This is a genomic window from Streptomyces sp. NPDC037421, from assembly GCF_055602105.1.
This window is the reverse complement of record NZ_JBVJWV010000018.1, coordinates 110,101-122,504: the sequence shown is the minus strand read 5'-3', so window position 1 is coordinate 122,504 and position 12,404 is coordinate 110,101. Positions and strand designations below refer to the sequence as shown.

The 12,404-nt window shown below is 71.0% G+C and carries 13 protein-coding genes and 1 pseudogene; 3 read left to right on the top strand and 11 right to left on the bottom strand.

Features of this window, described 5'->3' with window-relative positions:
- Positions 1-102 precede the first annotated feature (102 nt).
- From ACZ7IF_RS24605 to ACZ7IF_RS24575, 7 genes and pseudogenes are all read right to left on the bottom strand, one after another.
- Positions 103-878: pseudogene (locus ACZ7IF_RS24605) on the bottom strand (dolichyl-phosphate beta-glucosyltransferase); the annotation flags it as partial.
- Between the two features lie 25 nt (positions 879-903).
- On the bottom strand, positions 904-2,418 hold the full coding sequence (locus ACZ7IF_RS24600) for a sensor histidine kinase (RefSeq protein ID WP_470974976.1): 1,515 nt from the start codon (positions 2,416-2,418) through the stop codon (positions 904-906).
- The gene (locus ACZ7IF_RS24595) at positions 2,418-3,185 is read right to left on the bottom strand and encodes a response regulator transcription factor (protein WP_470974973.1); all 768 of its coding nucleotides are present in this window, start codon (positions 3,183-3,185) and stop codon (positions 2,418-2,420) included. The genes ACZ7IF_RS24600 and ACZ7IF_RS24595 overlap by 1 nt, the downstream gene beginning before the upstream one ends.
- A gap of 121 nt (positions 3,186-3,306) precedes the next feature.
- On the bottom strand, positions 3,307-4,197 hold the full coding sequence (locus ACZ7IF_RS24590; protein WP_470974970.1) for an amidohydrolase family protein: 891 nt from the start codon (positions 4,195-4,197) through the stop codon (positions 3,307-3,309).
- The gene (locus ACZ7IF_RS24585; protein ID WP_470974967.1) at positions 4,181-4,519 is read right to left on the bottom strand and encodes an antibiotic biosynthesis monooxygenase family protein; all 339 of its coding nucleotides are present in this window, start codon (positions 4,517-4,519) and stop codon (positions 4,181-4,183) included. The genes ACZ7IF_RS24590 and ACZ7IF_RS24585 overlap by 17 nt, the downstream gene beginning before the upstream one ends.
- A 130-nt stretch (positions 4,520-4,649) precedes the next feature.
- Positions 4,650-5,540 carry a DUF2797 domain-containing protein gene (locus tag ACZ7IF_RS24580; RefSeq protein WP_470974964.1) on the bottom strand — a complete coding sequence of 297 codons (891 nt, stop codon included), beginning with the start codon at positions 5,538-5,540 and terminating at the stop codon, positions 4,650-4,652.
- Positions 5,537-5,971, bottom strand: coding sequence for an Lrp/AsnC family transcriptional regulator (locus tag ACZ7IF_RS24575; RefSeq protein ID WP_007265336.1), 435 nt, complete (start codon positions 5,969-5,971; stop codon positions 5,537-5,539). Before ACZ7IF_RS24575 ends, ACZ7IF_RS24580 begins: the two co-directional genes overlap by 4 nt.
- Positions 5,972-6,114: 143 nt before the next feature.
- On the opposite strand from ACZ7IF_RS24575, the gene ACZ7IF_RS24570 reads away from it, so the two are divergent.
- Entirely contained in the window at positions 6,115-7,038 is a 924-nt protein-coding gene (locus ACZ7IF_RS24570; RefSeq protein WP_470975052.1) for an SMP-30/gluconolactonase/LRE family protein, read from the top strand.
- Positions 7,039-7,108: 70 nt separating this feature from the next.
- Here the strand turns inward: ACZ7IF_RS24570 and ACZ7IF_RS24565 are convergent, their stop codons facing one another.
- The 4 genes from ACZ7IF_RS24565 to ACZ7IF_RS24550 form a co-directional block, all read right to left on the bottom strand.
- A complete protein-coding gene (locus tag ACZ7IF_RS24565; RefSeq protein WP_007265334.1) occupies positions 7,109-7,474 on the bottom strand; it encodes a PH domain-containing protein in 366 nt (121 codons plus the stop codon).
- Between the two features lie 1,349 nt (positions 7,475-8,823).
- Entirely contained in the window at positions 8,824-9,096 is a 273-nt protein-coding gene (locus ACZ7IF_RS24560; RefSeq protein ID WP_470974961.1) for an HAD family hydrolase, read from the bottom strand.
- Between the two features lie 20 nt (positions 9,097-9,116).
- Positions 9,117-9,770 carry a YdcF family protein gene (locus ACZ7IF_RS24555; protein WP_470974958.1) on the bottom strand — a complete coding sequence of 218 codons (654 nt, stop codon included), beginning with the start codon at positions 9,768-9,770 and terminating at the stop codon, positions 9,117-9,119.
- Positions 9,767-10,561, bottom strand: coding sequence for a GntR family transcriptional regulator (locus ACZ7IF_RS24550; RefSeq protein ID WP_470974955.1), 795 nt, complete (start codon positions 10,559-10,561; stop codon positions 9,767-9,769). The genes ACZ7IF_RS24555 and ACZ7IF_RS24550 overlap by 4 nt, the downstream gene beginning before the upstream one ends.
- Positions 10,562-10,711: 150 nt before the next feature.
- Here ACZ7IF_RS24550 and ACZ7IF_RS24545 point away from each other — a divergent pair, with 150 nt between their 5' ends.
- The gene (locus ACZ7IF_RS24545) at positions 10,712-11,047 is read left to right on the top strand and encodes an SCO3933 family regulatory protein (protein ID WP_470974952.1); all 336 of its coding nucleotides are present in this window, start codon (positions 10,712-10,714) and stop codon (positions 11,045-11,047) included.
- A gap of 2 nt (positions 11,048-11,049) precedes the next feature.
- Positions 11,050-12,399: an FtsK/SpoIIIE domain-containing protein gene (locus ACZ7IF_RS24540; RefSeq protein ID WP_470974949.1), complete on the top strand. Its 1,350-nt coding sequence runs from the start codon at positions 11,050-11,052 to the stop codon at positions 12,397-12,399.
- The last annotated feature ends 5 nt before the right edge of the window (positions 12,400-12,404 follow it).

Sequence of the window (12,404 nt, the reverse complement as noted above, 5' to 3'; positions counted from 1 at the left end):
AAGAGGCGGAGGAGGGGGGGGGCCATCCTTTGTGGTACCTGGGGGGGGGGGGGGGGGGGGGGGGGGTTGGCGGGGGGGGGGGGGGGGGGGGGGGGGGGGGGGGGCCCCCCCCCCCCCAGAGCCCGGCCCACCCGCCAGACGCCCTTGAGGTCCTCGGTGGCGGTCTTCACGATGTGGACCGTGGAATCGGGATCGTCCACCCAGTCCACGGGCACCTCGTGGATCCGCAGCCCGGCCCGCTCGGCCAGCACCAGCATCTCGGTGTCGAAGAACCAGCCGGTGTCCTCCACCAGCGGCAGCAGCCGCTCCGCCACCTCCCGCCGGATGGCCTTGAACCCGCACTGGGCGTCACTGAACCGGGCGGCGAGGGAGGAGCGCAGCAGCAGGTTGTAGGCGCGTGAGACGAACTCCCGCTTGGCTCCCCGTACGACCCGCGAGGAGCGGGCCAGCCGGGTGCCGATGGCCAGGTCGGAGTGGCCGGAGATGAGCGGGGCGACCAGCGGCAGCAGCGCGTTCAGGTCGGTGGAGAGGTCCACGTCCATGTACGCGAGGACGGGCGCCTCCGAACGCGACCAGACGGTGCGCAGGGCCCGTCCGCGGCCCTTCTCCTCCAGCCGGAAGCTGCGTACTCCCTCGACCTCCGCGGTGAGCCCGGCCGCGACCTCGGGGGTGTGGTCGGTGCTGGCGTTGTCGGCGATGGTGATGCGGAAGGCGTACGGGAACGTGCGGGTGAGGTGTGCGTGGAGCCGGCGTACGCAGGGGCCGAGGTCCTTCTCCTCGTTGAAGACCGGGATCACCACGTCGAGTACGGGCTCGCCGGGCGCGGACGCGAGCGGCGCCCGGGCCGGGAGGGCGTCGGGAGAGGTGTCGGTTGGCATGTTCCGACCCTCGCCGGGCGCCCTGTCACCTCGGTGTGGTGAGCCTGTGCGCCGTCTGTGAGTACCTGCCGGGGCCGTGGGCCGCCAGCGGGAGCAGTACTTCGAAACAGGTCCGGCCGGGCTCACTGCGTACGTCGACCCGTCCGTCGTGCGCGCCGACCACGGCCTGGACGATGGCGAGGCCGAGCCCCGTCGATCCCGCCGAGCGGGACCGGGAGGCGTCGCCGCGGGCGAAGCGTTCGAAGACGTGGGGCAGCAGCTCGGGCGGGATTCCGGGACCGTCGTCCTCGATCCGCAGCCGGACGGCGGATGTTTCACGTGAAACATGCGCGGTGACGGTGGTGCCGGGCGGGGTGTGGGTGCGGGCGTTGGCGAGGAGGTTCACCAGGACCTGCTGGATCCGGGCCGCGTCGGCGCGGACGGGTGCGGGCTCGTCGGGGAGGGCGAGGCGCCAGTGGTGGCCGGGGCCCGCGGCGCGGGCGTCGCTGACGGCGTCGACGACGAGCGGTGCCAGGTCGGTGTCCTCGAAGGACAGCGGGCGGCCGGCGTCCAGCCGGGCCAGCAGCAGCAGGTCCTCGACCAGCCCGGTCATCCGGGTGGCCTCGGACTCGATCCGGCCCAGGGCGTGCCGTGTGTCGGGGCCGGGTTCCTCCCGTCCCCGGCGGGTGAGTTCGGCGTAGCCCCGGATGGAGGCGAGCGGGGTGCGCAGCTCGTGGGAGGCGTCGGCGACGAACTGCCGGACCTGCGTCTCGCTCTGCTGGCGGGCCGTCAGTGCGGACGAGACGTGCCCCAGCATCCGGTTGAGGGCGGCGCCCACCTGCCCCACCTCGGTACGGGGGTCGGCCTCGGCGTCCGGGACCCGCTCGTGCAGGGCGGGTTCGCCGCTGTGCAGGGGGAGTTCGGACACCCGGGTGGCGGTGGCGGCGACCCGGCGCAGCGGACGCAGGGCGACCCCGACCAGGGCCTGCCCGGCGAGGGAGGCGGCGATCAGTCCGGCCAGGGTGACGCACACCTCGACGGCGATCAGGGTGCTCACGGTGGAGTCGACGCCCTGGAGCGGGAAGCCGAGCACGAGGGTGCCGTCGGGGGCTGCCAGCGCCCGGTAGGCGCCGAGGCCCGGCAGGCCCACGTCCACCGGGCCGGAGCGGCTGTGGGCGGCCTCGCGGGCGACCTCCGCGAGGACGGCGGCCTGGGCTTCGGTGAGGGACTCGCGGTGGTCGAGGCTCTGGCCGGACACGGGGACGATCCGGGCGCCTCCGATCACCGTGCGCACCGGGTCGAGGCGGATCCCGGCGGCGCCCATCGGGGAGCCGGGGGCGAAGACGAAGCCGAGGCCGGCGTCACGGGCCGACTTGGCCGCGCCGGGGCCCCGGACGGCCATCTCGACGGAGGTGGTCAGCTGCTTGTCCACCTCGCCGACCAGGCGGGAGCGCATGGCGAGGGTGGTGACGGTGCCGATGGCCGCGCCCACGACGGCGATCAGCGCCACCGCCGAGACGACCAGCCGCGTCCGCAGCGACCAGGGGCGCCGGAGGGCCACTAGTCGGCCGGCTTGATCAGATAGCCGGCGCCGCGCCGGGTGTGGATCATCGGGGGCAGGCCGGTGCCGCCCTCCAGCTTCCGGCGCAGGTAGGAGATGTAGAGCTCCACCACATTGGCCTGGCCGCCGAAGTCGTAGGACCACACGCGGTCCAGGATCTGCGCCTTGCTGAGCACCCGGCGCGGGTTGCGCATCAGGTAGCGCAGCAGCTCGAACTCGGTGGCGGTCAGGTGGACCTCCTGACCGCCCCGCACCACCTCGTGGCTGTCCTCGTCGAGGCGCAGATCACCGACGGCCAGGACCGAGCCGCCGCGGGCGGCCTGCGCGGCGCCGGAGCGGCGCACCAGCCCGCGCAGCCGGGCCACGACCTCCTCCAGGCTGAACGGCTTGGTGACGTAGTCGTCGCCGCCCGCCGTCAGGCCGGCGATGCGGTCCTCCACGGAGTCCTTGGCGGTCAGGAACAGCACCGGCAGCTGCGGGATCTCGCGGCGCAGGCGTCCCAGGACGGCCAGCCCGTCCATGTCCGGGAGCATGATGTCGAGGACCACCACGTCCGGCCGGAACTCCCGCGCGGCCCGCACGGCACCCGCCCCGTCGCCGGCGCTGCGGACCTCGCAGCCCTCGTAGCGCAGGGCCATGGAGAGCAGATCGGAGAGCGAAGCCTCGTCGTCGACGACGAGGACCCGGCAGGGTCCGCCGTCGGGCCGCAGCAGGGCCGTCGGGTTGCCGGTGGACGTGGACGCGTGGGAGGTGGTCGTCGCGGTCATGGCCCCACGCTGGCGGCCGCCTCTGAGAGCGTTCTTGCCCCTACCTGTGAATCTCCTGAGAAAGGGCGGCGCTCAGCGGGATCCTCGGGGGAGTGCTCGGTACTCGGGGAGGGCTCGGTGCTCAGGGAGGTCCGAGGGGGAGCCCGAACAGGCGGGCGGCGTTGTCGTGGCAGACCGCGCGCAGCCAGTCGTCGCCGAGGCCCACCCGCTCCAGGGCCTCCAGCTGGTGCTCGTAGGGATAGGGGATGTTGGGGAAGTCCGTACCCAGCAGGATCCGGTCCCCTAGGTCGGCGAGCCGCCCCAGCTCCCCGGGCGGGAAGGCGCTGAGCCGCTCCGAGAAGTCGGTGAAGGCCATGGTGGTGTCGAGGCGCACCTCGGGGTACCGGTCGGCCAGGTCGAGGAAGTCCGTGTACTCGGGCATCCCCATGTGCGCGACGACCAGCGGCAGCCGGGGGTGGCGGGCCAGCAGCCGGGCGACCGGCTCGGGTCCGGTGTACTTGCCCGGGACGGGCCCCGAACCGCAGTGGACGACGGTCGGGATCCGCGCCTCGGCCAGCATTCCCCAGACCGGGTCGAGCCGGTCGTCGTTCGGGTCGTAGCCGCCGACCTGGAGGTGCGCCTTGAAGATCCGGGCCCCCTCGGACACGGCTTGCGCGGTGTACGCCGCCACGTCCTCCTCGGGGAAGAAGGTCGCGGTGTGCAGGCAGTCGGGGGTGCGGGCGGCGAAGTCCGCGGCCCACGCGTTGAGCCATGCGGCCATCGCGGGCTTGTGCGGGTAGAGCATGGAGGTGAAGGCGCGGACCCCGAACTCCCGCAGCAGCGCCACCCGCTGCTCCTCCTCGTGGCGGTAGGCGATGGGCCATTCGACGCCGGTCAGCGGGCCGACCGCGTCGAAGTAGTCCCAGACCTTCGCCAGCACCCGCTCCGGCATGAAGTGCGTGTGGACGTCCACCAGTCCCGGCAGGCCGAGCCGCTCGCGGAAGGCGCGGACCGCCTCAGCCGTTGCGGGCAAAGCCGTGGCTCCGCTCGACGGTCGCGACGTGCAGGGTGTAGCTCTCGTACCAGTGGGCGCGGCCATGCTTCATGGCTGCCTGGTGCTCCAGGTCCTCCCGCCAGACGCGCAGGGACTCGTGGTCGCGGAAGTACGCGACGGTGATCCCGAGGCCGCCGGGGGTGCGGGCGGACTCGTAGCCGAGGAACCCGGGATTCTCCTTGACGATCTCGTTCATCCGGGCGTTGGTCTCCGGATAGCCACTCTCGTCGGAGGTGCGGACATTGGTGAATACGGCCATTACGTAAGGCGGTTCAAACGCCGGAACGGGCTGAATGCTCATGCCCCCACCCTCGGCGGAAGGCCCTTGGCATGTCCATCAAAATCGGCCCCGGGAGCCCAAAGGGATCCAAGTTTTGACCTTGCTCCCGGGCGCGGGGCCTCAGCGGGACCTCACCGGGGCCGCGCCCGGGTCAGAACAGCCCGCCCTGCTCGGCCTCCGACGGCGCGGGCGCGATCACCGTGAGCGGCACGTCGGTGAGCGCCGCCTCGGGGGCGGCGGACAGCTCCCATCCGGCCAGCAGCCGGCTGTCCACCACGAGCCCGTCCGCAAAGTGCAGGTCGGGTCCGGCGGCCCCCGCCAGCCGCCCCACGACGGTCCCGCCGGGCACCAGCTCCGTGACCAGCCGGGCCGGAGCCGGCAGCCCCGCCAGCCCGAACGCCCCGGCGTGGTCGGCGATCTCGCACCCCACCCGCTCCAGCGACTCCGGCCACCCGGGCAGCGCGGCGGCCCGCGCGTGCAGCTCGGCGACCTCCCGGGCCCGCTCGGGCTCCGTCGGCAGCCGGGCCCGTAGGGCGCGCTTGCGGGCGTACGCGATCCGGTCGGGCACCCCCAGGGCGGCCCGCAGCAGCTCCTCGGTCCGGCGCGCCGCCATCAGCGGCCCGCGCCCCAGCCAGGCCCAGGTGACCGCCCCCTGCTCCAGCAACCGGACCGGGCCGCGCTCCTCCGCGGTGATGCCGACCTTGACCATCCCGGGCCCGAACCACGCCAGGTAGACGCGGTAGGTGCGCGGGTCGGCCGCGTTGGTGTCCGCGGCCACCGAGAAGGACCGGTCCAGCCGGGCGCACTCGGGGCACTGCGCGCTCCCCGCGCGGCCAGGCACCGACCGGGCCGCCGGGCACGGGGTCCGCCTCCCGGCCCGCCACACGCCCAGGCAGTGCCGCTCGCCCCGGGCTGTGAACGCCAGCCGCTGCCCCGCGGTGAGCGGGCTGCCACGCTCCCCGCGCCCGCACCACCCGATGGCCGGACCCTGCGGGCTCCACCGGATCCCGGTGCACCACCAGCCCGCGGCGGGGGCGGTCACAGGGGGAGCGGCCGCTCGAAGAAGGTCTCCAGGACCACGGTGGCCTGCGTCCCGCTGACCCCGTCGATGGCGTAGAGCCGCCGCAGGACGTCCTGGAGCTGCTCGGTGGTGGCCGTGCGCACCTTGACCAGCACCGAGGCGCTGCCGGCGATGATGTGCGCCTCCTGGATCTCGGGGATGGCGGCGAAGTCCTCCGCCGACTCGCCCATCCACGCGTTGGAGTCGACCATCACATAGGCCAGCACCCCGCTGCCCACCGCGGCCGGGTCCACGTCGACGGTGGTCCGCCGGATGACCCCGCGCTCGCGCAGTTTGCGTACGCGCTCGTGGGTGGCCCCGGCCGAGAGGCCCACGGCCGCGCCGAGTGCGGCGTAGGACTGGCCCGCGTCCTGCTGGAGGCGCAGGACGAGCGCCCGGTCGATGTCGTCCACGCCGTCTTCCTCCCATGGGCCCGCCGGCCCCTCGGGCCCCTCGGGCCGGTTGAGCCCATGGGCCCTTGCGAAGACGGTACCTGATCCTGCAATCTCACCATCACACCGAACACAGTTCGGAGCTTCATCAATTTGGGGGAATGATGTTGGGCATAGCTGACCTCACCTTGTACGAGATCCTGGACGAACGCTTCCGGACCGGCCGCTGCGCCAACGGAGACGTCCGCCTGGAGCGGCTCTACGACGACTGCCGCTGGGCCGAAGGCCCGCTGTACCTGCCCGCCTGGCGCCAGCTCGTGTGGAGCGACATCCCCAACGACCGGATGCTGCGCTGGGACGAGGCGACCGGTGCGGTCTCCGTCTTCCGCTCCCCGGCCGGCCACTCCAACGGCAACACCCTCGACCGGGAAGGCCGCCTGATCACCTGTGAGCAGGGCAACCGGCGCGTCACCCGCACCGAACCCGACGGCAGCCTCACCGTGATCGCCGACCGCTACGACGGCAAGCGGCTCAACAGCCCCAACGACGCGGTGGTCCGCTCGGACGGATCCATCTGGTTCTCCGACCCGGACTTCGGGATCACCAACGACTACGAGGGCCGGCGGGCGCCGAGCGAGATCGGCGCCTGCAACCTCTACCGGGCCGACCCGGCCACCGGCGAGGTCCGCCTCGTCGCCGACGGCTTCCTCGGGCCGAACGGCCTGGTCTTCTCCCCCGACGAGAGCGAGCTGTACGCGGCCGACACCCGCGCCGGCCACATCCGCGCCTTCAAGGTCGGCGACGACGGCACCCTCAGCGGGGACCGCGTCTTCACGGACTGTCCCTCGGTGGACAACATCCGCTTCGACGACGAGGGCCGGCTGTGGGCGGCCGCGATGGCGTCGGGCGTGCACTGCTACGCAGCGGACGGAGACCTCATCGGCCGCCTGCGCGTCCCGGAACCCGTTTCGAACATCACCTTCGGCGGCCCGAAGAACAACCGCCTCTTCATCACCGCCACCACCTCGCTCTACTCGCTGGTGCTCTCGGTGACCGGCCTCCCGCGCGTCCTGCCCGGCCGCCCCTGAGGCCCCGCCGCCGCCCCGCCCGCCGCTCCGGCGGGCGGGCGTTCAGCCGGACGGCTCAGCCCGTGTCCCGCTAGCGCGCGACGAACTGCGTAAGGATCGCCTGCATCTCGTAGATGTCGACCCCCTTGGTGAAGGTCTTCTCGATCGGCGCCGGGCTGCCGGATATCCATATCTTGAGCTCGGCGTCGAGATCGAAGTGCCCGGCCGTCTCCACCGAGAAGTGCGTGATGCTCCGGTACGGGATGGAGTGGTACTCCACCTTCTTGCCCGTCAGCCCCTGCTTGTCGACGAACACCAGCCGCCGGTCCGTGAACAGGATCGTGTCGCGCACCAGCAGGTACGCGGCGTAGACCTGCTCGCCGTTCCCCAGCAGCCGCGCGTAGTCCCGCTGCGCCGACGACGGGTCGACGGTGTGCGCGTTCCCGAACAGTCCCATGAGAGCCCCCATCAAGGTTTGAACGATCTTCGAAAAACCCTAGCCGGGAGGCCGCGTGGTCCACGTCCCCCTCAGGAGCCATCCCGCCCCTGAGCTCTTCCGGGGTACCCCTCCCCCTCGAGTACCGTCCTGGACACACGAAAGAGGCCCTCAGGACTGGTCCTGAGGGCCTCTCGGCTGTGCACTCGGCAGGATTCGAACCTGCAACCTTCTGATCCGTAGCTCTAGCAGGACCGGTCAGCGAGGGTCATACCGGCCGCTCCACGGGCCAGCAGAGGCACCACCGGTCGGGCACGGTTGCTGTGGTTGCGGTACGCCGCTGCTGTACGCCAACGGAGCTAGCGCACAGCTGAGATCACCGCCGCTAGTCCCGTGAGTAGCGTGCCGACGCCGACCATGATCAGTGCCAGACTGCTGGCTTTACCCCCTGATGCGTCACTAGGCTGGGGCTCAGGGACGGCATGTTGGTCCATGTCTCCTTTCCCGGACAGCACCCACTCGGGTGAGTCCGTAGCCCCGTCCGCTGTCTTGGCAGGCGCCGGACGGGGCTTCTTTTGGCCAGGAACGTAGCAGCCACACGCCGTCAAGGAATGTGCGATCGGCGTCTTTCGGGTAACCGGCACCGAACTCTCAGGGATGTAGAGCCGCCTGCTCCTCTCGCGGCAATTGGAGCTCCGTAAGTAACTTACGGAGCTCCGACCTGCGACTTCGCTCGATTCGTTCCATCAGTGAAACGAATCGGTTCACTGGTGAAACGGCAGCACGTTGAATGGCGAAGCGCGCGAGAATAGATTGCGGGCCATAAGCCACATACCCGGCACCCATGGTTGGCTGAAAATATCCCCCACGACCCTCGCGCCGCGTCCACGAGGCCAGCGCCAGCCCCAGACCTCCCCAACTCCCATCCCGTCTGCCGTCGACCCACACGCATGTGGAGCAGGCGCGGTGCCGGGCGTCCAGGTGGAGCGCGCCACTGTACGAACGACCTGGACGCCCGGTGCCGTGTCTGCTCGGCTTGTCCTGGGTCGACGGCAGACGGGATGGGAGTTCCCCCGCCTCAGCCCCATTCGGCCGGCACCCGCGAGCGGTGCCCCCGCCATCCCGGAGCCTAAGCGCCCCCGCCGGAGGCATGTTCGGTGAGAGGGGAACCAGCGGCCTCTGGGGACTCCGCTCATGCCTTCGGGCCTATCCCGCCTCCAGGGGCGGGCGTCGGCGCAGCGCGCGCGGAGCGGGCCGAAGGCAGGAGCGTCGCGCGGAGCGGAGCCGGGAAGCCCGCCCGGCGGAGCGGAGCGCAGCCGGGTGCTTGATGAGGTAGAGAAACCTGTAACAGGTCCGCGTGACTCCTACGGCTACGCCATGGTGAATGCCCAGGCGATGGCGTGCATGTCGTCGGTGATGGCGTCAGCTCCCGCTTCGGCGAAGAGCGCGGCCTTGTGGGGCTTGTTGGCGTAGGCGATGACCGTTGCGCCGGCTGCATGAGCGGCCTGGACGTCGGTGAGCGAGTCACCAATGAGGGTGCAGTCCTGTACCCCCACCCGCGCCCGCTCCGCCGCCATGATGATCGGGAACGGGTTCGGCTTCATCAGGTGGGCAACGCACCCGCCGCCGCCCGCCGTCCGCATGCTTGACTCCCAGCCCGACCCTATTCGCACTTCACCAGCCGGCTCGTGAAGCCGCGTCGGCACAGCCGTTCATATGCCTCTATCACGGCGTCCGGCACCTTCTGACTGATCATGAAGCCCTGCTCTGGGTAGAGCAGCAGTCGCTGCAAGGCACCCACAAGCATGTCGATCACCAAGCGGGCATCCCCGATGGAGTCCACGTACTCGTCCAGCGTCATCGGACTCGACGCGCTGACGATCTCGACTTCGGGCCACAGTTGCCGCGCCGTGGCGTACGCCCGCCGTTCCTCGTACGGCTTGCTGATCAGCAGTACGGAGGAAACCTCCACACCGGCCCCTCGGAGGAGCTCTCGACTGAAGCGGATGTTCTCGCCGGTGTTCCGAGCGCGCGGCTCCACGAGTACGGCTGAGGCGGGAACCCCCAGTTCGAGCGCCCGCTCCTGGTAGTGGACGGCCTCACCGCGAGGCATTCGCTCGCGCGTCGTCGGGCTGGTGGCGCCGGTGAACAGGAGTAGCGGAGCCAGGCCTCGGCGATACAGATCGACCGCGGTGTCCGCCACCCCCAGGTCGTGGCTCCCCAACCCGATGGCGACCGAGCACGGCCTCGGCGCGTGGCCCATCTGGTGGTAGTCCCACAAGCGCCGAGTGTCTGACCAGTCCTGTGCAGAGATCACGCCTGGCCTTCCGCGTCATTCGCCGAGTCGGGGACCTTGAAGTCGTACTCCCAGGCGAACCGCGACGCAGCGTGCACTCCAATGGCGAACTCGACCACTGTGCCGGACTCCGTGCAGGTCGTGCGATGCAGCTCCACGACTGGTTCGCCGGCCGGGAGCTGGAGGAGCTTCACCTCGTCCGCCGTGGGCGTCCGGGCGAAGATGCGCTCCTTCATGTGGTCGATCTCGTAACCCGCGTCGTACAGGACGCGGAACCCGCCACCTCGGGCGGCCGGGCCGGGCGTCGGATCCACCAGACGCGTGCTTTCAACGTGCTCGGGCCGGTAGTAGCTGGTCAGGGTATGCGTCGGCTGGTCTCCTTCCTTGACCAGCCGCGCACGCGCATAGACCGGAGCCCCCACCGGCAGACCGTGGGCGGCTGCTACCTCAGCTGACGCTTCAACGAGGCTGACCGACTGGGTCTGTTCGTTGCGGCGGTAGGCCCGGCCAGAGGCCACGCGGTCCGCGATGAACGCCACTTCGTCGCCGTCGCGCCACTTGGCCTTGTCGTAACGGGCGATACCCAGGCGCTTCAGTGGCACCTGCTGTCGCACGACGGTGCCGTGGCCGCGGGACGAAGTGACAAGGCCTTCAGCTTCCAGTGCCTTGTACGCAGCGTGGACCGTGGCCTTGGAGCCTTTGCCCTGATCGACCTGTTCTCTGATGTGGGGCAACCGCTGTCCCGGCCGGTAGACACCGCCCCTGATCTCCTCGGCCAGCCTGTCCGCCAGCTCTCGCCACTTGGGCGCCATCACGAACTCCTCTCGACGGAATCTAGTCAAGCACAGTCCTAGGACTAGACAGTCCTAGGACTGTGCGTCAGTATTTCTCTCAGCGATCGCAGTCCTAGGACAGCGAGCCCAAATGGGCTCACTCGGGGCTGCCTGACATTGGGAGCATCCATGCCCGCTTTCAAGATCGACCTCTCGACTGCCGTCGTCTTCATCGCGACCGCACCGACGGCGAAGCTGGTGAGCAAGCAGACCGGTGAGCGGGCCGTTGACCGGGAGACCGGTGCCGGTCTGTCCACGGTGGGCCTGCTGATCTCGGACGAGGGGGAGGGCAACCTCTACCAGGTGACCGTCCCGGAGACCGGTCTCCCCGAGGGTCTGATGCCGGGCATGCCGGTCTCGGTGATCGGTCTGAAGGCCCGGGACTGGGAGAACACGTTCAACGGCCAGACCCGGCACGGCATCTCGTTCCGCGCCGTCGCCCTCACCCTCACCGTCGGGGCCTGAGCATGGCTGACCTGACGACCTTATGGGAGGTCGCCGTCCCTCTCGCTGGTGCGGGTGGTGGTCTCGGCTACGCGAAGGCCCGTGCTCCCCGCGTCTACTGGACGTTGGCCGGACTGCCGATGGCCTGGGTCCGGCTTGCGGTGACGTACCGGGCGACGATGGACGTGTGCGGGCTGACGGTCCAGCCGTCCCGCCTGCGGGCGTTCCTGGTGCGCAACATCGCCCGTCGCAGCGACGTCCAGCCGGTACCGCCGAAGATCCGCCGGGTGCGGGGCTCCTCGACCGGCATGAAGGTCACCCTGCGCCTGCCGGCCGGACTGGAACCCGCGGACGTGATGGCGGCCTCGGAGCGGCTGCGGCACGCCTGGGGCGTCCACTCCGTCGCCGTGGTCGCCACCCGCCCCGGGTACGTCGAGCTGCGGATGACCGGCTACGACGTGCTGCGGCGGGTGAAGATGCCGCGCCAGCGCCCCTCTGGGCCGATGACGGTCCCGGTCGCGCTCCGGGAGGACGGCACCGCGTTCGTCCGCGACTACCTGAAAGTGCCGCACGCGCTGACGCTCGGCGCGAACCAGTCGGGCAAGTCCATGTACCAGCGGAACCTGATCACCGGACTCGCCCGCCTTCCGGTCGCCCTGGTCGGCATCGACTGCAAGCGCGGTGTCGAGCAACGCCGGTACGCGCCCCGCCTGTCCGCGCTCGCGGTGACACCGGAGGAGGCCTCCGGGCTTCTGGACGCGCTCGTGGACGACATGGAGTGCCGCTTCGACCTGCTGAGCGAGCACGGGGCCGGTGACATCTGGGATCTGCCGGAAGAGGTCCGGCCGGTGCCGGTCGTGCTCCTGGTGGACGAGATCGCGGAGCTGTTCCTCGTCGCGGGGAAGAAGGACGAGGAACGCCGGGACCGGATGGTCACGCAGCTGATCCGCCTCGGGCAGATGGCCCGCGCTGCCGGCCTCTACCTGGAAATCTGCGGCCAGCGCTTCGGCTCCGACCTCGGCAAGGGCGCCACCACGCTCCGCGCCCAGCTCACCGGCCGGACCGTCCACCGCGTCAACGACAAGCAGACCGCAGACATGGGCCTGGGCGACATCGCCCCGGACGCGGTCCTGGCCGTGACGATGATCCCGCCGGACATGCCCGGCGTCGCGGTCGCCGGGGACTCCTCCGGCGGCTGGTCCCGCATCCGCACCCCCGAGTTGAGCGCGGACGAAGCCGCAGCGATCTGCGCCCAGTTCGCGTACCTGACCCCGGACCTCCCCGGCCTCGCCCCGTACCGGCCGGTGATCCCCGCCGAAGCCGCGGCGAACGGGGCCGTCCCGCTGGTGAAGCCGATCCCGGCGACGGACTGACCCTC

Coding starts and splice junctions, on each gene's coding strand:
- ACZ7IF_RS24595 (WP_470974973.1), bottom strand. CDS start 3,185: ATGACCGCGACGACCACCTCCCACGCGTCCACGTCCACCGGCAACCCG.
- ACZ7IF_RS24585 (WP_470974967.1), bottom strand. CDS start 4,519: ATGAGCATTCAGCCCGTTCCGGCGTTTGAACCGCCTTACGTAATGGCC.
- ACZ7IF_RS24570 (WP_470975052.1), top strand. CDS start 6,115: ATGTTGGGCATAGCTGACCTCACCTTGTACGAGATCCTGGACGAACGC.
- ACZ7IF_RS24565 (WP_007265334.1), bottom strand. CDS start 7,474: ATGGGACTGTTCGGGAACGCGCACACCGTCGACCCGTCGTCGGCGCAG.
- ACZ7IF_RS24560 (WP_470974961.1), bottom strand. CDS start 9,096: ATGCGGACGGCGGGCGGCGGCGGGTGCGTTGCCCACCTGATGAAGCCG.
- ACZ7IF_RS24550 (WP_470974955.1), bottom strand. CDS start 10,561: ATGGCGCCCAAGTGGCGAGAGCTGGCGGACAGGCTGGCCGAGGAGATC.
- ACZ7IF_RS24545 (WP_470974952.1), top strand. CDS start 10,712: ATGCCCGCTTTCAAGATCGACCTCTCGACTGCCGTCGTCTTCATCGCG.
- ACZ7IF_RS24540 (WP_470974949.1), top strand. CDS start 11,050: ATGGCTGACCTGACGACCTTATGGGAGGTCGCCGTCCCTCTCGCTGGT.